Source organism: Sphingomonas telluris (assembly GCF_022568775.1).
Lineage (GTDB): Bacteria > Pseudomonadota > Alphaproteobacteria > Sphingomonadales > Sphingomonadaceae > Sphingomicrobium > Sphingomicrobium telluris.
Genome location: NZ_JAKZHW010000001.1, coordinates 511,028 through 527,023, shown reverse-complemented (window position 1 = coordinate 527,023; position 15,996 = coordinate 511,028). Strand labels below are relative to the sequence as shown.

At 64.6% G+C, this 15,996-nt stretch carries 18 protein-coding genes; 12 read left to right on the top strand and 6 right to left on the bottom strand.

The genetic code is table 11. The features are described from left to right. The first annotated feature begins 14 nt into the window (after positions 1–14). Positions 15–368: a MarR family winged helix-turn-helix transcriptional regulator gene (locus LZ016_RS02730; RefSeq protein WP_241447431.1), complete on the top strand. Its 354-nt coding sequence runs from the start codon at positions 15–17 to the stop codon at positions 366–368. Positions 369–441: 73 nt separating this feature from the next. Continuing rightward, positions 442–675 (top strand): SH3 domain-containing protein, encoded by a 234-nt coding sequence (locus LZ016_RS02725; protein ID WP_241445690.1) that lies wholly within the window; start codon positions 442–444, stop codon positions 673–675. A gap of 1 nt (position 676) precedes the next feature. On the opposite strand, the gene mltG is transcribed toward LZ016_RS02725, so the two are convergent. The 3 genes from mltG to LZ016_RS02710 form a co-directional block, all read right to left on the bottom strand. Continuing rightward, complete coding sequence (mltG, locus tag LZ016_RS02720) at positions 677–1,639, bottom strand: endolytic transglycosylase MltG (protein WP_241445689.1); 963 nt, start codon at positions 1,637–1,639, stop codon at positions 677–679. Beyond that, on the bottom strand, positions 1,636–2,895 hold the full coding sequence (fabF, locus tag LZ016_RS02715; protein WP_241445688.1) for a beta-ketoacyl-ACP synthase II: 1,260 nt from the start codon (positions 2,893–2,895) through the stop codon (positions 1,636–1,638). Before fabF ends, mltG begins: the two co-directional genes overlap by 4 nt. A gap of 107 nt (positions 2,896–3,002) precedes the next feature. Beyond that, on the bottom strand, positions 3,003–3,239 hold the full coding sequence (locus LZ016_RS02710; RefSeq protein WP_241445687.1) for an acyl carrier protein: 237 nt from the start codon (positions 3,237–3,239) through the stop codon (positions 3,003–3,005). A gap of 121 nt (positions 3,240–3,360) precedes the next feature. Between LZ016_RS02710 and LZ016_RS02705 the strand changes: the two genes are divergently transcribed. The 4 genes from LZ016_RS02705 to aroG all read left to right on the top strand — a co-directional run bounded on the left by LZ016_RS02705 (position 3,361) and on the right by aroG (position 9,059). Continuing rightward, complete coding sequence (locus tag LZ016_RS02705; RefSeq protein WP_241445686.1) at positions 3,361–3,846, top strand: vgr related protein; 486 nt, start codon at positions 3,361–3,363, stop codon at positions 3,844–3,846. A 112-nt stretch (positions 3,847–3,958) separates the two neighbouring features. Further along, the gene (locus LZ016_RS02700) at positions 3,959–6,607 is read left to right on the top strand and encodes a TonB-dependent receptor (protein ID WP_241445685.1); all 2,649 of its coding nucleotides are present in this window, start codon (positions 3,959–3,961) and stop codon (positions 6,605–6,607) included. 2 nt (positions 6,608–6,609) lie between these two features. Continuing rightward, positions 6,610–7,884, top strand: coding sequence for an FAD-dependent oxidoreductase (locus LZ016_RS02695; protein ID WP_241445684.1), 1,275 nt, complete (start codon positions 6,610–6,612; stop codon positions 7,882–7,884). A 98-nt stretch (positions 7,885–7,982) separates the two neighbouring features. Then, complete coding sequence (aroG, locus tag LZ016_RS02690; protein WP_241445683.1) at positions 7,983–9,059, top strand: 3-deoxy-7-phosphoheptulonate synthase AroG; 1,077 nt, start codon at positions 7,983–7,985, stop codon at positions 9,057–9,059. A 1-nt stretch (position 9,060) separates the two neighbouring features. Here aroG and grpE read toward each other — a convergent pair whose 3' ends face one another. Both grpE and hrcA read right to left on the bottom strand, forming a co-directional pair. Beyond that, entirely contained in the window at positions 9,061–9,612 is a 552-nt protein-coding gene (grpE, locus tag LZ016_RS02685) for a nucleotide exchange factor GrpE (RefSeq protein ID WP_241445681.1), read from the bottom strand. Then, positions 9,609–10,646, bottom strand: a complete 1,038-nt coding sequence (gene hrcA, locus LZ016_RS02680; protein WP_241447430.1) for a heat-inducible transcriptional repressor HrcA — start codon at positions 10,644–10,646, stop codon at positions 9,609–9,611. Before hrcA ends, grpE begins: the two co-directional genes overlap by 4 nt. Positions 10,647–10,771: 125 nt before the next feature. Here hrcA and rph point away from each other — a divergent pair, with 125 nt between their 5' ends. From rph to hemW, 3 genes are read left to right on the top strand one after another with little or no spacing between them, the layout of a single operon-like run. Further along, on the top strand, positions 10,772–11,488 hold the full coding sequence (rph, locus tag LZ016_RS02675; RefSeq protein ID WP_241445679.1) for a ribonuclease PH: 717 nt from the start codon (positions 10,772–10,774) through the stop codon (positions 11,486–11,488). Continuing rightward, entirely contained in the window at positions 11,485–12,096 is a 612-nt protein-coding gene (gene rdgB / locus LZ016_RS02670) for an RdgB/HAM1 family non-canonical purine NTP pyrophosphatase (protein WP_241445677.1), read from the top strand. Before rph ends, rdgB begins: the two co-directional genes overlap by 4 nt. Positions 12,097–12,135: 39 nt before the next feature. Continuing rightward, positions 12,136–13,359 (top strand): radical SAM family heme chaperone HemW, encoded by a 1,224-nt coding sequence (hemW, locus tag LZ016_RS02665; RefSeq protein ID WP_241445675.1) that lies wholly within the window; start codon positions 12,136–12,138, stop codon positions 13,357–13,359. Positions 13,360–13,365: 6 nt separating this feature from the next. Here hemW and LZ016_RS02660 read toward each other — a convergent pair whose 3' ends face one another. Further along, positions 13,366–13,686 (bottom strand): hypothetical protein, encoded by a 321-nt coding sequence (locus LZ016_RS02660; RefSeq protein WP_241445673.1) that lies wholly within the window; start codon positions 13,684–13,686, stop codon positions 13,366–13,368. A gap of 130 nt (positions 13,687–13,816) precedes the next feature. On the opposite strand from LZ016_RS02660, the gene rsmI reads away from it, so the two are divergent. Genes rsmI through gshB form a run of 3 tightly spaced genes read left to right on the top strand, consistent with a single transcriptional unit; the run spans position 13,817 to position 15,994 of the window. Further along, a complete protein-coding gene (gene rsmI, locus LZ016_RS02655; protein WP_241445671.1) occupies positions 13,817–14,653 on the top strand; it encodes a 16S rRNA (cytidine(1402)-2'-O)-methyltransferase in 837 nt (278 codons plus the stop codon). After that, positions 14,650–15,000 carry a YraN family protein gene (locus LZ016_RS02650; RefSeq protein ID WP_241445669.1) on the top strand — a complete coding sequence of 117 codons (351 nt, stop codon included), beginning with the start codon at positions 14,650–14,652 and terminating at the stop codon, positions 14,998–15,000. Before rsmI ends, LZ016_RS02650 begins: the two co-directional genes overlap by 4 nt. 31 nt (positions 15,001–15,031) lie before the next feature. Then, on the top strand, positions 15,032–15,994 hold the full coding sequence (gene gshB, locus LZ016_RS02645; RefSeq protein WP_241445668.1) for a glutathione synthase: 963 nt from the start codon (positions 15,032–15,034) through the stop codon (positions 15,992–15,994). Positions 15,995–15,996 lie beyond the last annotated feature (2 nt).

Genomic DNA, 15,996 nt, shown 5'->3' with positions numbered 1-15,996 from the left:
CGCTGGCAGGTTGGATGCGGGCTCTTATTGCCTATGTCCGTTCTGGCGAGCCTGACCTCACCAATCGCCAGATGGCGCTCTTGATGATGGTCTATCTCACGCCAGGACCGCACACCGTGCGCGGACTTGCGAAGGTCTTGGGCGTATCGAAGCCCGTGGTAACTCGCGCCTTGAATACACTGGGCGCGCTCGGTTATCTCCGGCGCGAACGCGACCAGGACGACCGTCGGAACGTGTTCGTCGTCCGGACCAGCAACGGGGCTGATTTTCTTGAAGGGTTCAAGCGTAACCTCCGCGAAAGCGACCGAGTCTCAGCGTCGCACCGGCCCGTCATCGGACAGCAGCCCGCCTTCGCCCACGGCCGTTGAGGCTTTCGCCCTCACCGGGCGCTCGTTCCCGCCGGATCCCCAATTCAATGCCTATCGCGCAGACCTTGCGGACGTGTGCCTCGCCGGGCGGGTGATCGCGTCGCACTATGCGGAGCCGCTCCAGCGATCGGTGCAGCAACCTTCACAGCTCCGCGAAGGCCCAAGCGAAGACGCGGATGCCACGGCCGAGCTGGAGCCCGGGACGATCTTCAGCCTGCTCGACGACGCGCTCGGCTGGGCTTGGGGCTATGCCGGCGCCGAGCGTCGCGTCGGCTACGTGCGCTCGGAAGCAGTAGCCCCCGCCTAGCCTACATCTCGCCGCGTTGGCGGCGGATGGCGTACCAACGCTGCACGTTCGCCTGGTGCTGCTGCAAGGTGTCCGCGAATACGTGCCCGCCCGTACCGGCGGCCACGAAGTAGAGGGCCTTGGTCTGCGCCGGGTTGAGCACCGCCGCGATGCTTTCCTTGCCCGGATTCGCGATGGGCCCGATCGGCAGACCGGCCTCGCGGTAGGTGTTGTATCCGGTGATCGCGTTCAGCTCGGACTTCTTGATGCGGCGGCCCAGCGGCTTGCCCTTGGTGATCGGGTAGATGACGGTCGGGTCGGCATCGAGCTTCATGCCGATGCGCAGGCGGTTGCAGTAAACGCCCGCAACCATCCGCCGCTCCGAGGCCTTGCCCGTTTCCTTCTCCACGATCGACGCGAGGGTGACGACCTGCTCGCGCGAGCTGACGGGGCAGCCGCTGCCGCCCTTCTTCAGCAACTGATCGAGGGTCCTGGTCATCGCGGCCTGCATACGCTTCACGACCGAGGCGCGGGTCTCGCCGCGTTCGTAGCCGTAGCTGTCGGGGAGCACCGAACCCTCGCCGATGGCCGGCGTAGGGCCGGTGAGATAGCCGTTCGCCGCCAGCTTCTCCTCGACGATGATCGACGGCATGCCTTCTGTGACGGTGATCAGCCGCTGGACCGGACGTCCATGCTGCAGCAGGTCGAGGATGGCCGAGCCGCCCATCCCCTTCGGGATTTCAAATTCCCCGGCCTGAATCGGGTCGGACGACGCGAAGAGACGCGCCAGTGCCTTGAAGCTGGTCGCATTCCCCGGGATCGCGCCTTCCTTTTCGAGCTGCGCCGCGACCGTCCCGAGGGTCGAACCCTCTTTCACGACGATCGTATGCGGACCCGGCTTCGGACCGGGACTCCACCACAGCAGCCAGAGGACCAGTAAAGCAGCGGCGAGGAGAACCACGCCGCCGAGGATCAAGCGCCTCACACGGCCTTCATGACCAGCGAGGCGTTGGTCCCGCCGAAGCCGAAGCTGTTGTTCAGAACGGCGCGGACGGTCCGCTCCTTCGCCTTGTGCGGCACGAGGTCGACGCCGGCCGTGCCCTCGCTCGGATTGTCGAGGTTGAGCGTCGGCGGGACGATCTGGTCGCGCAGGGCCAAGATGCAGAAGATGCTTTCGACCGCGCCTGCGCCGCCGAGAAGGTGGCCGATCGCCGACTTCGTCGAGCTCATCGACAGCGAGCCGATGGCGTTGCCGAACAGCTTGCGCACCGCGCCCAGCTCGAGCTCGTCGCCAAGCGGCGTCGAGGTGCCGTGCGCGTTGATGTAATCGATGTCCGTCGGCTGGAGGCCCGACTTGCGCAACGCCATTTCCATCGAGCGATAGGCGCCCGAGCCTTCGGGATGTGGTGCCGTCACGTGATAGGCATCGCCAGACAGGCCGTAGCCGACGACTTCGGCATAAATCTTCGCGCCGCGGCGTTTGGCATGCTCATATTCCTCGAGCACGACGACGCCTGAGCCCTCGCCCATAACGAAGCCGTCGCGGTCCTTGTCGTAGGGGCGGCTCGCCTTCTCAGGCTGGTCGTTGAACGCCGTCGAGAGCGCGCGGGCCTGCGCGAAACCGGCAATGCCGATGGGGCAGATGGTCGCCTCGGCGCCGCCCGCAAGCATGATGTCGGCGTCGTCGTCCTTGATCATGCGCGCTGCGTCGCCGATCGAATGCGCGCCCGTCGAGCAGGCCGTGACCACCGCATGGTTCGGACCCATCAGGCCGTACTTGATCGAGACCTGGCCCGAGATGAGGTTGATCAGGCGACCGTGAACGAAGTGCGGGCTGACGCGTCCCGGACCCTTTTCGGCAAGCACGAGGCTTTCGCTCTCGATGCCCGGAAGGCCGCCGATCCCCGAACCGATCGAGCAACCCGCGCGGAGCCGGGTCGCATCGTCGAGATCGGTCAGACCAGCGTCTTCGATCGCCTGGCCGGCCGCATCGAGGCCGTAGACGATGAAGGGATCGACCTGGCGCTGGATCTTGTGATCGACGCGCTTCGACGGATCGAAGCCATATTCGTGGTCGGCCGGCTTCACCTCGCAGGCGATGCGGCACTTCTGATCGCTGGCGTCGAACCTGGTGATCGGCCCCGCGCCGCTCTTGCTTGCGAGGATGTTCTTCCAGGTCGTCTCGACGTCTGCGCCAAGAGGCGTCACGAGCCCGAGACCAGTCACCACGACACGGCGCATCTTTTCACTCCACGTACGTCTTCAAAAACAAACGGCCTCCCGACAGGCTGCGGGAAGCCGTTCGTACCGCCAGTGTATCATCCTGCCGGCGGCAGAATTCGGAACCGTTAGCCCTTGTTCTGCTCGATATAGTCGATCGCGTCCTTCACGGTCGTGATCTTCTCGGCAGCATCGTCAGGGATCTCGACGCCGAACTCTTCTTCGAACGCCATCACCAGCTCAACGATATCGAGGCTGTCGGCCCCCAGATCGTCGATGAAGCTCGCGTCCTCGGTCACCTTGTCCTGTTCGACACCGAGATGTTCGACGACGATCTTCTTCACCCGATCGGCAGTCTCGCTCATGAGAAGCTTCCTCCATTATGAAATTTTGCGCAGCCCTAGCCCCGCAGTCGTTGTCCGGCAAGTGGCGCGGAAGGCCGACCTTCCGCTACGGTTCGCGTGCGCAGATAGGCTGAAGCTCACGATGGTTGAACGCTCGAGTTCCAATCCGGCTTCCAGGCCGCTCACCAGCGGCGAGATCGAGCTCGCAAAATCCGTCTTCGCGGACGCGATCGACTATTCGCGCGTACGCATGGTCCGCCGCAAATGGTGGCCCTTCCAGCCGCGCAATGTGGCGATGGCGCCGACCGGCAACATCCATTTCCACCCGCACTCCGATCTTTGGTCCGAAGATTTCGCCCGCGAGCCACTGCACCGGCAGGGACTGTTCATCCACGAGCTTACGCACGTCTGGCAGACGCAGCATCGCGGACGTTTCTACCTGCCGCTGATGCGCCATCCCTTCTGCCGCTACCGCTACGATCTCGTGCCCGGGCGGCCGTTCGACCGGTACGGCCTTGAGCAACAGGCGGAAATCGTGCGTGACCGCTTTCTGGCGGATCGCGGGCGGGCTCGGCCGGTGTGCCCGCCGGCCGAAATTCTTCCGTTTTCGGCCAAAACCGGTCTGTAGCAGATCAGCAACACAGCAGCGGCAAAGCAGCCACTCGTTACGCCTGCAGCTTCCATCGAAGCCCGTTCCGCTTAAATCTCCGGGCATTAGCGCAATTCAAAGGGGGCTTTACATGCGCAGCTCGGCAATTCTTCTCATCGGCACGGCCGCCGTTGCACTCGCAACTCCGGCTCTCGCTCAGACCGATCAGGCGGCAACCGCTCAGGCGGCCGACCAGACGCTGGCGCAGACTAGCGGCGACGACATCATCGTGACCGCCACGAAGCGCGCGACGAGGGTTCAGGACGTTCCCTTCTCGATCAACGCGCAGACGGCGGAAGACATCGAGCGCGCCAACGCCCAGACGATCGAGGACATCAGCCGCAACGTCGCTGGCCTGACCGTCCAAAACCTGGGACCCGGGCAAAGTCAGGTCTCCGTTCGCGGCGTTTCGGCCGGACAGATCGCTCGCGACCAACCGGGCGTGAAGGAACAGGTCGGTATCTACCTCGACGAGACGATCACTTCGCTCTCGCTGTTCACACCCGACTTCGACCTGTTCGACCTGAACCGCGTGGAGACCCTACGCGGTCCTCAGGGCACGCTGTTCGGCGCTGGCAGCGTCGGCGGCACGATCCGTTACATAACCAATCAGCCGAACCTTGATCGCCTCGAAGGCTCCGTAGAGGCCGATGCCAACATCCTGAAGGGCGGCGACATGGGCTATGGGCTCAAGGGTGCGGTGAACGTGCCCATGGGTGACATCGCTGCGTTGCGTCTGGTTGGATACGGAACGAACTTCGGCGGCTTCATCGATTCCGAAGGTCCGTACAGCAAAAAGCATGTGAACGACGGCGACCGCATCGGCGGTCGCGCCTCGCTGCTCTTCCAGCCGACGGCCGAGATCAAGATCACGCCGCGTATCGCTTACCAGAAAGTCGAAGCCGGCGGTTTCAACCGTGAGGACCATTACATCCTCTTCGACAACCAGTTCACGACGACGGGTGGCGACCTGATCGGCAAGCGCAAGCAGTATCTCAACTTCCGGGAGAAGTTCCGTGACAAGACGCTGCTTGCGGACCTCGTCGCGAGCTGGGACTTCGGTCCTGCGGAGCTGACCTCCGTGACCAGCTACGTCCACCGCGACATCCTGGTGAGCCGCGACGCGTCGGCGCTGACGGACTCGGTCAGCATCAGCCTCGGACTTCCGCCCGAGGGCATCGCATTGCCGTCGAACCTTCGCGACACCACGAAGCTCAAGCAGTTCACTCAGGAAGTGCGCTTGTCTTCCACGGGTGCTGGACCGTTCCAGTGGGTGTTCGGCGGCTTCTACAGCCATGTCGACCGCAAGTATGAACAGCGGCTGCCTACGCCCGGCTATGACGCGGTTGCCGACGAATTCTTCTTCACGCCGGGTTGCTTGAACGCAGGACCGCTGCCGTCTCAGCAGGGCCTTTGCGCTGTGAAGAATGCGGATCCCGCGTTACGCGTCCCGCTAACCTCGGCGGACCTCGCAAACGGCTTCCCGGCGGATTCCCCGTACAACGCCGACCTTCCGTACGTCATCAAGCAGAAGGCTCTATTCGGCGAGGTCAGCTACGATTTCGGGCAATTCAAGCTGACCGGCGGAGCTCGTGTCTACAGCTTCGAAGAGACGCGTGACTTCGTTTCCGGCGGCGTCTTCTCGGACGTGAGCACCTTCATCGGCGACAATACAGAATCGTCTGGTGTTTCGCCGCGTGTCATCGCGACCTGGGAGCCGACCAGCAACCTGAGCGTCAACGTTCAGGCGGCGAAGGGCTTCCGTCTTGGCGGCATCAACGACCCGCTCAACGTGCCGCTTTGCACGCCGGCGGATCTGACCATCTTCGGCGGCCTCGGCGCGTACGACGACGAGACGCTGTGGAACTACGAAGCCGGAGTGAAATATTCGAAGGCTGGCTTCACCTTCAATTCGGCAATCTTCCACAATGAGATTCGCGATCTGCAGGTGACGCTCACGGCGGGTAGCTGCTCGTCGCGCGTCGTGTTCAACGTGCCGAAGGCGCATTCGACCGGTATCGAGGCGGAGTTCGCCGCGCACCCGCTGCCGGGCCTCGATTTCTCGATCAATGCCAACTTCCAGAACGCGGAGTTCGACTCCACGGTCGAATCGGGTGCCGGAGCGGTCATCGGCGGTATCGAAAAGGGCAACCGCCTGCCGACGGTGCCGAAGTTCCAGATCGCGGCGTCCGCGACCTATGGCGCGCCCTTCAACGACCAGATCGACTGGTCGCTCACTGCGAGCGTCCAGCACATCGGAAATCGTTGGGGCGAACCTGGCGATCAGGTGTCAGGCGCCGGCTTTGTCGGAGACGCTCTGTTCTTCGACCCGATTACCAACACGCCGGGAACGGGCATCAACGACATCGGCTCGTTGCAGCTCCCGGCCTACACGCTGGCCAATCTGTCGTTCAACCTGAACTGGGCGAGTGGGCTAGACTTCACGCTCTATGCCAAGAACCTGTTCGACGCGAACCCGAAGCTCTCGATCGATCGTGAGCGCGGCCTGCGGGCTCGGTTCGGCTACCTGATCGGTCAGCCGCGCACCATTGGCCTCACTGCTCGTTACAAGTTCCGGGGGGCGGAACCGCTTCCGCCGGCGCCACCCGCTCCGCCGCCGCCTCCGCCGCCTCCTGCAACGCAGACCTGCGCGGACGGTTCGGTGATCGCCGTGGATGCGACCTGCCCGGCTCCGCCTGCACCGCCGCCTCCGCCGCCGCCGGCTCCGGAGCGTGGCTGACGGTGACTGAGGAAAGCGGTTCGCCTCCGGGCAAGCCGCAGGGTAACGTAACGCGCCGCTCGCTCCTCAAGGGGGCGGGCGGCGCAGCCGTTCTGGCAGGGAGCAGCGCAGTGGCAGGCCAGGCGAAGGGTCAACGCATCGTCGTCGTCGGCGCGGGCGTTTTCGGCGCCTGGACCGCGCATCATCTCCAGAATGCCGGCCATCGCGTAACGCTGGTGGACGGCTGGGGCGCTTCCCACAGCCGCGCCTCGTCCGGCGGTGAGTCCCGCCTGACCCGCGCGGGCTACGGCAAGGACGCGATCTACACGCGCTTCGCTTCCGACAGCCTGCCTCAATGGCAAGCACTGAGCGCGGTGTCGGGCCTGCCGATCCTGATCCCGTGCGGCGTGGTTTTCTTCAGCGCCGTGGAGGACGATTACTTCCGCGGCAGCATCGAGGTTCACAAGCAGCTCGGCCTCCCCATCGAGCAAATGGATCGCGCGGCGATGCAGCGCCGCTTCCCGATGATCGATTTTGAGGGGATCGAGATCGGCCTTTTCGAGCCGAAGTTCGGCGCGCTGATGGCTCGCCGGTCGGTCCAGACCCTGGTCGACCGGTTCGTCCGCGCAAGCGGCGAATACCGGCGCGGTCAGGCGCTGCCGCTCGGTGCATCGAACGGCAAGCTCGATGCGGTGAAGCTGCAGTCGGGCGAGAGCCTTGCCGCCGACCGTTTCGTCTTCGCGCTGGGCCCATGGCTGCCGAAAATCTTCCCCGACATCCTCGGCAAGAAGATTTTCGCAACGCGGCAGGAAGTCTTCTATTTCGCAACGCCGCCGGGCGACCGGCGCTTCCTGCCTGAAGCCATGCCGGGGTGGGCGGACTTCAACGAAGGCGACATTTTCTACGGCTTCCCCGATCTCGAGAACCGAGGCGTCAAGTTCGCGCACGACAAGCATGGCGAGCTGATCGATCCTGACACGCAAGACCGACGGCCGACGCAGGCGGCCCTCGAAGAGATCGTCGCCTTTCGCGACCGGCGCTTTCCGGCGCTGCGCGGCGCTCAACTGACGGGCGCCGAGGTCTGCCAGTACGAGAACAGCTCGAACGGCGACTTCCTCATCGACCTCCACCCTACCCTCGCGAACGTGCTGCTGGTCGGCGGCGGATCGGGGCATGGCTTCAAGCATGGCCCCGAAGTGGGGCGCTACGCCGCCGCACGCCTGTTCGGTGCCGTAAAGGAAGAACCCCGCTTCAGCCTCGCGACCAAGGGCGAAACCCAGCACCGCGAAGTCCACTGACGGGATACAAGCTGGTCTCGATACCTCGCTGACTTGCATTGCCGTTACAACCACTTGTCGCTAGTCGAGACGGCCTTTCGACTGACATTGGATCCCAAGTGCGCCACTCGACCGACGACTTACGCATCCTCGAAATCAAGGAGCTTGCGCCGCCGTCGCATGTGCTGCGCGAGTTTCCTGCGAGCGATCGCGCGAGCGAGACGGTGTTCGGCGCGCGCCACGCAATCCACGACATACTCTCGCGCGACGACGATCGCCTGCTGGTCGTGGTCGGCCCCTGCTCCATCCACGACCCCGCGGCCGCGCGCGAATATGCGGCGCGCCTCGCCGAGCAGCAGAAGCGCCTCGCCGGCTCCCTCGTCATCGTGATGCGGGTCTATTTCGAAAAACCGCGCACGACGGTGGGTTGGAAGGGCTTGATCAACGACCCGGCGCTCGACGGCAGCTTCGAGATCAACAAGGGCCTGAAGATCGCACGCGAGCTGCTGCTGGACATCAATGAGATGGGCCTGCCCGCGGGGACCGAATTCCTCGACATGATCACTCCGCAATATGTCGCGGACCTCGTGTCGTGGGGCGCGATCGGCGCGCGCACCACGGAATCGCAGGTGCACCGCGAGCTGGCGTCGGGCCTCTCCTGCGCCGTGGGTTTCAAGAACGGCACGGACGGCAACACGCGCATCGCCTGCGACGCGATCAAGGCGGCGAGCCGGCCGCACCACTTCCTGTCGGTCACCAAGGGCGGGCATTCGGCCATCGTCGCGACGGCCGGAAACGAGGACTGCCATGTCATCCTGCGCGGAGGCAGCAGGCCCAATTACGACCGCGAGAGCATCGATGCCGCCTGCGCCATCGCTTCAGACGCGGGGGTCGAATGCCGGATCATGGTCGACGCGAGCCACGGCAACAGCAGCAAGGATTTCCGCCGTCAGCGGACGGTCGTGAACGACGTCGCCCGCCAGCTCGCAGACCGCGAGCGACGCATCTTCGGCATGATGATCGAAAGTCATCTCGTCGAAGGCCGGCAGGAGCTCGGCGATGGCACAGACCTCACCTACGGGCAAAGCGTCACCGACGCCTGCCTTGGATGGGACGATACCGTCGAGTTGCTCGATGTGCTGGCAGGCGCCGTTGAAGAGCGCCGCCACATCGCGAAAGCCGCGCAGCCCGCCTAGATCAGGGCTTGCGCGCCACTCCGACGAGTGCGGGCCGCAGCAGGCGGTCCTTCAGCATGTAACCCGGCTGCATTTCCTGGACGATCGTTCCCGGCTCGGCATCGTCCGAGGGGACTTCCATCATCGCCTGGTGCTTGTGCGGGTCGAGCTGCTCGCCCATCGCGTCGATGCGGCTGATGCCGTGGCGGGTGAATACCTGCTCCAGCTCGCGCGCCGTGGACTCGATGCCGGCCAGGAAGTTGCTCGCCACCTTGTCGGCCCGGAGCTCGTCCGAAACGGCGCCGAGCGCACGTTCCAGATGGTCCTTGATCGCTAGCATGTCGCGGGCGAACTGGGTCGTCGCGTAGAGGCCGGCCTGCTGCTTTTCGGTCTCCAGCCGCCGGCGAACGTTCTGGATCTCGGCGGCTGCGTACAGCGCCTTGCTGTTCGCCTCCTCCAGCTGCTTTTCGAGCGCCGCTACGCGGTCGTGCTCGGCAACCTCGGGCGAACCCTCGGCGGTTTCGCGGCGGATGTCTTCCGCTTCTTGTTCAAGTCTGTCTTCGTTCTCGATCATGCCATCAGTCTCGTAAGGGCCTTCGCCGTGAAGTCTACCATTGGGATTACCCGGGCGTAGTTCAACCGCGTGGGCCCGATGACGCCGACAACGCCGACGACCTCGCCCTGGCTCCCACGGTAAGGCGCGGCGATTACGGAAGATCCTGAAAGCGCGAACATCCGGTTCTCCGATCCGATGAAGATTCGGCACCCCGGAGCATCCCGCGCTTCGTCGAGCAGCCGAGCGATTTCCTGCCGGTTCTCGAGCTCTTCCAATAGGCTGCGAACGCGTTCCAGGTCCGCTGCCGCGCTCTCATCGATCAAATTGGCCTGTCCGCGGACGATCAGCACCGGGCGATGCGCATTGTCTTCCGTCCACGCCGCAAGCCCGGACGCGACGAGCTGCGCCGCTGCCCGATCCAGCGCCTCGCGATGATCGCGGATTTCCGTGAGCAGCCGCGCCTGTGCCTCCGCCAGCGTCAAGCCCGACAGGCGTGCATTGATGAAGTTGGCGACCTCATTGAGCGCCGCAGGCGTCGTGCCGGCCTCCAACGACAAAATCCGATTTTCGACCCCGCCGTCGCTTCCGACAAGCACCGCCAACGCCCGCGTCGGGCTGAGCGGCACGAAGCTGAGCTGCCGAAGCCGCATTTCCTGCTTCGGGGCGAGCACCACGCCGGCCGCCTGAGACAGACCCGAAAGCGCCGCCGACGCGGCCGCTAGAGCATCCTCGATCGGCTGGTCGCGAACGATCTGCCGCTCGATCTCTCGCCGCTCGCGAGGGTCTGGCGCGGCGACCTGCATGATGCCGTCCACGAACAGGCGCAGACCTGTCTCGGTCGGGATACGCCCTGCGGACGTGTGCGGATGGGTGAGGAGTCCCCTCTCCTCCAGCTCCTGCATGACGCCGCGGATGGAGGCGGGTGATAGGTTGATTGTGCCGGTAAGCGCCTTCGATCCGACCGGAATCCCGCGCTCCAGATACGATTCCACGACGAGTCCGAAGATCTCGCGCATGCGATTGCTGAGCTGGGCGATCGGCTCGGTCATCATCGCCGATGTATGAAGCGCGCGCTCCGACCTCAATGTTCTTCTTTGGCGGGATGCCGTTCCACCCCGGTTGAATGAATCGGCCCGCAACCATATTGCCGCCGCAAATCTTAGACGAGAGGAATCACATGCGCCCCAGCGGCCGCACCCCCGATCAAATGCGGCAATTGACCTTCGAACCGGGCTTCACTCGTCATGCGGAGGGCTCCTGCCTTGTCTCCTTCGGCGACACCCGCGTGCTGGTGACGGCTTCGGTGGACGAGAAAGTCCCGCCCTTCCTTCGCGGCAAGGGCCAGGGCTGGGTCACCGCCGAATACGGCATGCTCCCCCGTGCGACGCATACGCGCGGAAACCGTGAAGCGGCCAAGGGGAAGCAGTCCGGACGCACCCAGGAAATCCAGCGCCTCATCGGTCGCTCCCTCCGCGCGGTGGTCGACCTCCAGAAGCTTGGGGAGCGCCAGATCATCGTCGACTGCGACGTGATCCAGGCCGACGGCGGCACCCGCACCGCGTCCATTTCCGGCGCGTGGGTCGCCCTGCGCATCGCGGTGAACAAGCTGCTCGAGGCGAAGGCGATCGCGGTCGACCCCATCCGAACGCAGGTTGCTGCCGTCAGCTGCGGCATTCACCAGGGAACTGCGGTGCTCGATCTCGATTACGAGGAGGACAGCTCGGCAGGTTCGGACGGCAATTTCGTCCTGACTGCCGACGGAGCGATCGTGGAGGCGCAGGTGACGGCCGAGGGTGAGACCTACGACGAAGAAGGCCTGCTGCGGCTCCTGCGGCTCGCCCGCATCGGCTGTTCGGAGATTTTCGAGGCGCAGCGCAAGGCTGTCGGTCAGTGAGGCCGATCGGCGACCGCCTGGTCATCGCCACGCACAACCCGGGCAAGCTCCGCGAGATCGCGGAGCTGATCCAGCCGCTGGGCATCTCCTGCGTCGGGGCTGAGGAACTTGGCCTGCCGGAGCCGGAGGAAATCGGGAACACGTTCACCGATAATGCGGACCTGAAGGCACGCGAGGCGGCAGACCTTTCGGGCCTACCCGCGCTCGCCGACGACAGCGGCCTGTGCGTCGACGCGCTTCACGGCGCTCCGGGCATCTTCTCAGCTCGCTGGGCCGAGGACTCGGAAGGCAATCGCGACTGGAACCGCGCGATGGAAAAGCTGTGGCGCGAGGTCGAGGCAACCGAGCCGGACGCGGCACCGGCGGCCCATTTCGTCTGCGCGCTCGCCATCGCCTGGCCGAACGACGGGCAAGCCGAGAATTTCGAGGGTCGCGTTGACGGCACCCTCACCTGGCCTCCACGGGGCGACAAGGGCTTCGGCTACGACCCCATCTTCGTGCCGGCGGGTCGTGAGACCACCTTCGGAGAGATGGACCCGGCGGAAAAGCACCGCATCAGCCATCGCGCCGATGCCTTCCGCAAGCTGGTGGCCGCGCTCCAGGACTAAGCTGTCCTACACGGCGCTTGCACACTAAATAGGTGGGTGATGCTCACCCCCACCATCGAGAATGATCCAACTGCGAGCGATAAAGTCACGGCAAAGGCGCCGCTCTCCGTGACTTTAGCGACCTTAAGCCAAAGATCCGCCGATCTCGCGCTCTACGTCCACTGGCCGTTCTGCGTGAGCAAGTGCCCGTATTGCGACTTCAACAGCCACGTTCGATCCAGCATCGACCAGGACGAGTGGCGTGACGCGCTCCTAGCCGACCTGGCGCATGAAGCTCGACTGCTGCCCGGTCGGCAGCTGACGTCCATCTTCTTCGGCGGTGGGACGCCCTCGCTGATGGAGCCCGCGACGGCTGGGGCCATCATCGAGGCTGCGCGTGAACATTGGAGCACGTCTGACGACGTCGAGATCACCCTCGAAGCCAATCCGAATTCGGTCGAGGCCGCGCGCTTTGCCGACCTCGCCGCCGCAGGCGTGAACCGCCTGTCACTCGGCCTGCAGAGCTTCGAGGATGACCGCCTCGCCTTCCTTGGCCGAGCGCATTCTGCCGACGAAGGTTTCCGCGCTTTGGAGACCGCGCAGAAGCATTTTCCGCGAGTCAGCTTCGACCTGATCTACGCGCTACCCGGCGACAGCGAGGAAGGATGGTCGGCCACCCTAGCCGTGGCCCTCTCACTCGGTACTTCGCACCTCTCGCTCTACCAGCTGACGATCGAACCCGGCACGCGCTTTGCCTCCATGGTCGCGAAGAGCGAGTTCGAGCCTCTCGACGCCGATACGGCGGCGAACCTGTTCGAAATGACGGCGGAAATGACGGAGAGTGCCGGCATTCCCGCCTATGAGATCAGCAACCACGCCCGTGCAGGCCAGGAGAGCCGCCACAACCTCACCTACTGGCGCTACGGCGATTATGCGGGCGTCGGGCCCGGCGCCCACGGCCGCAGGCTCGGCATGCGCACCGTGCGTCACCGCAAGCCGGAAAACTTCCTCTCCGGCCTCCACCGCAACGGCCACGGGATCGTCGAGGAGGAGGCGCTGGACTCACGCGAAGCCGCCGATGAGGCGCTGGTCATGGGTCTCCGGCTTGCCGAAGGCATCGACGCGGGCTCACTCGAGCAGCGATTCCGGACACCGATTGTGAATTGGCACGCAGTGCAGCGGTTGAAGGATACGGGATTGCTGGAGGTCGAAGATCAACGCATCCGCGCAACGCCGCAAGGGCGCCTCGTACTCGACAGCCTTCTCGCCGCGATCGCCGCCTAGCTCAGCCTAGGGAGCGGTCTCGGCCTCGTACCGTGCTTCCGCCGACGTGACGAAGTCGTCGATCTGCACATTGGCGTCGGACTCCGACTGCTTCTTCGACACCTTGTTCTTGGAATCGAACGCCCAGACCGCTGACTTGAACGACGTCGCCTGAGCCGTGCATTTTCCGCGTACAAAATCCGGAAAGGCAGCCGCCGCGATCTTCTGCGCTTTCGCGTCAGTCGCTGCGGTTTTGATGCATGTCCGAAGTTCCGTACGGGCACCGTCCGCAGCTGCACTCTGGAACGCTGCGGCAAAGATGGCCGACGTGACCATCAACTTAATCATGACCCTTCTCCCCGAGAGCCGGAGACGGGAACATGACTCCTTTTGCAGGTCATTGGAAGTAGGGGATTTATTACGCCAGATCAGTACCTTGTTGCAGATTGTGCGATTTCGGTGCGATTGAGCTGCGCACATGAATGACGAGCGCCTCCCTCCGGGTCTTTACGTAGTCGCGACTCCGATCGGGAATCTCGGCGATTTCACACCCCGAGCGGCCGAGACTCTGCGCCGCGCGGAACTTGTTCTGGCGGAGGACAAAAGGGTCAGCGCAAAGCTCCTCGCCCATGCCGGCGCGAAGACGCGCATGGCGACCTATCACGATCACACCAGTGAGGCTGAACGCGACGCAATCGTCGCGCGGCTGGGCGGCGAAGCCATCGCTCTCGTCAGCGACGCGGGAACGCCTTTGATCTCGGATCCGGGCTACAAGCTGGTGCGAGCGGCGCGTGAGGCGGGGCACGCGGTCCACACCGTGCCCGGCCCCTCGGCCGTGATTGCCGCGCTCACGCTCGCCGGACTGCCGACCGATCGCTTCCTCTTCGCCGGCTTCCTGCCGCCCAAAGCCAAGGCGCGAGCCGATGCCGTCGAGGAGCTGAGCGGCCTGCGCGCGACGCTCGTCTTCTACGAGAGTGGTCCGCGCTTGGCCGATAGCCTGGAGGCCCTTCGAGACGGTCTCGGCGAACGTGATGCCGTCGTCGTGCGCGAGATCAGCAAGCTGCACGAAGAGTGCGTGACGGGCACTCTGTCTGAGCTAGCGGAGCGCTACTCGAACAATGCGCCGAAGGGCGAGATCGTGATCGTCGTCGGACCACCCGCCGAGGCCGAGGAAGCGACGGACGATGAGCTGGACACCGCGCTCGATGAAGCGCTGAAAAGCCTGTCGCCCTCGCGCGCCGCAGCGGAGGTCGCAGCGCGCCTCAGTGTGCCGCGCAAGCGCGCCTACGCCCGCGCACTCGAACGCTCCAAGTGAACCGCGAAGCAGCGGAAAAGCGCGGCCGCGGGGCTGAGACGCTCGCCTGCTGGTACTTACGCCTGAAGGGCTGGCGCATTCTCGCCCGCCGTGCGCGCGTGCCAGGGGGCGAGGTAGACATCGTCGCCCGACGCGGCCGCACGCTCGCCTTCGTCGAGGTGAAGGCGCGAGCCACGAAGGAAGCCGCAGCCATGTCGCTGGATGCCTGGCGTCTGCGCCGCGTGGTTGTGGCGGCAGAGCGCCTTTCGGCGCGCTATCTCCGACCCGGTGACGACGTCCGCATTGACGCCATCTTCATCGTGCCTGGACGCCTGCCGCAGCACATGCCGAACGTCTGGCAAGGGTGACAAAGCCCTGATGCTCGCCTAGGCGCCAGCCATGCCGCTACGCGTTGCAGTGCAGATGGACCCGCTGGAGCAGATCAATATCTCCGGCGATTCAACCTTCGCAATCATGCTCGGAGCGCAGGCCCGCGGGCACACGCTGTACCACTACCTCGCCGAGGACCTGACCTATCAGGACGGGCGGCTCTACGCGGGCGCTCACGAGGTCAGTCTGCAGCCCGTTCCCGGCGATCACTTCAAGCTGGGCGAGTTCAAGATCCTCGACCTCGGCAAGGACGTGGACGTCGTCCTGATGCGCCAGGACCCGCCGTTCGACCTCGGCTACATCACCGCGACACACCTGCTCGAGCGCATCCAGCACGAGACGTTGGTCGTGAATGACCCCGGCGCCGTCCGCAATTCGCCCGAGAAAGTGTGGGTGCTCGACTTCGCGCGGTACATGCCGCCAACAATGATCACCCGCTCGATCGGCGCAGCGAAGCATTTCGCGGCGGAGCATGGCGAGGTCGTGATCAAGCCGCTCCACGGCAATGCTGGCAAGGCGGTTTTCAAGATCGGGCGCGACGGCGCGAACCTTGCGCCCCTGATGGAGCTGTTCAACGCCACCTATCGCGAGCCGCACGTGCTCCAGGGCTTCCTTCCCGAGGTATCCGATGGCGACAAGCGCATCGTCCTGATCGACGGCGAGGTAGCCGGCGCGATTAACCGCAGGCCGGCTAAGGGCGATATTCGCTCCAACCTCGCCGCGGGCGGAACGGCAGAAGCGACCGAGCTGACAGAGACCGAGCAGGAAATCTGCGATGCTCTCGGACCCGAACTGAAGCGGCGCGGCCTGCTGTTCGTCGGCATCGACGTGATCGGCGGTAGATGGCTGACGGAAATCAACATTACGTCGCCGACGGGCATCGTCGCGATCGATAAATTTAACGGGACCGATACTTCCGGTCGGATATGGGACGCCATCGAGGCGAAGCTCGAGGACAGGCGGACCGCTTAAAC

What these genes read in the sequence shown, in the direction of transcription:
- LZ016_RS02730 (WP_241447431.1), top strand. Translation starts at nt 15, where the DNA reads ATGCGGGCTCTTATTGCCTATGTCCGTTCTGGCGAGCCTGACCTCACC.
- fabF (WP_241445688.1), bottom strand. Translation starts at nt 2,895, where the DNA reads ATGCGCCGTGTCGTGGTGACTGGTCTCGGGCTCGTGACGCCTCTTGGC.
- LZ016_RS02710 (WP_241445687.1), bottom strand. Translation starts at nt 3,239, where the DNA reads ATGAGCGAGACTGCCGATCGGGTGAAGAAGATCGTCGTCGAACATCTC.
- LZ016_RS02705 (WP_241445686.1), top strand. Translation starts at nt 3,361, where the DNA reads ATGGTTGAACGCTCGAGTTCCAATCCGGCTTCCAGGCCGCTCACCAGC.
- LZ016_RS02700 (WP_241445685.1), top strand. Translation starts at nt 3,959, where the DNA reads ATGCGCAGCTCGGCAATTCTTCTCATCGGCACGGCCGCCGTTGCACTC.
- grpE (WP_241445681.1), bottom strand. Translation starts at nt 9,612, where the DNA reads ATGATCGAGAACGAAGACAGACTTGAACAAGAAGCGGAAGACATCCGC.
- hrcA (WP_241447430.1), bottom strand. Translation starts at nt 10,646, where the DNA reads ATGATGACCGAGCCGATCGCCCAGCTCAGCAATCGCATGCGCGAGATC.
- rph (WP_241445679.1), top strand. Translation starts at nt 10,772, where the DNA reads ATGCGCCCCAGCGGCCGCACCCCCGATCAAATGCGGCAATTGACCTTC.
- hemW (WP_241445675.1), top strand. Translation starts at nt 12,136, where the DNA reads ATGCTCACCCCCACCATCGAGAATGATCCAACTGCGAGCGATAAAGTC.
- LZ016_RS02660 (WP_241445673.1), bottom strand. Translation starts at nt 13,686, where the DNA reads ATGATTAAGTTGATGGTCACGTCGGCCATCTTTGCCGCAGCGTTCCAG.
- rsmI (WP_241445671.1), top strand. Translation starts at nt 13,817, where the DNA reads ATGAATGACGAGCGCCTCCCTCCGGGTCTTTACGTAGTCGCGACTCCG.
- gshB (WP_241445668.1), top strand. Translation starts at nt 15,032, where the DNA reads ATGCCGCTACGCGTTGCAGTGCAGATGGACCCGCTGGAGCAGATCAAT.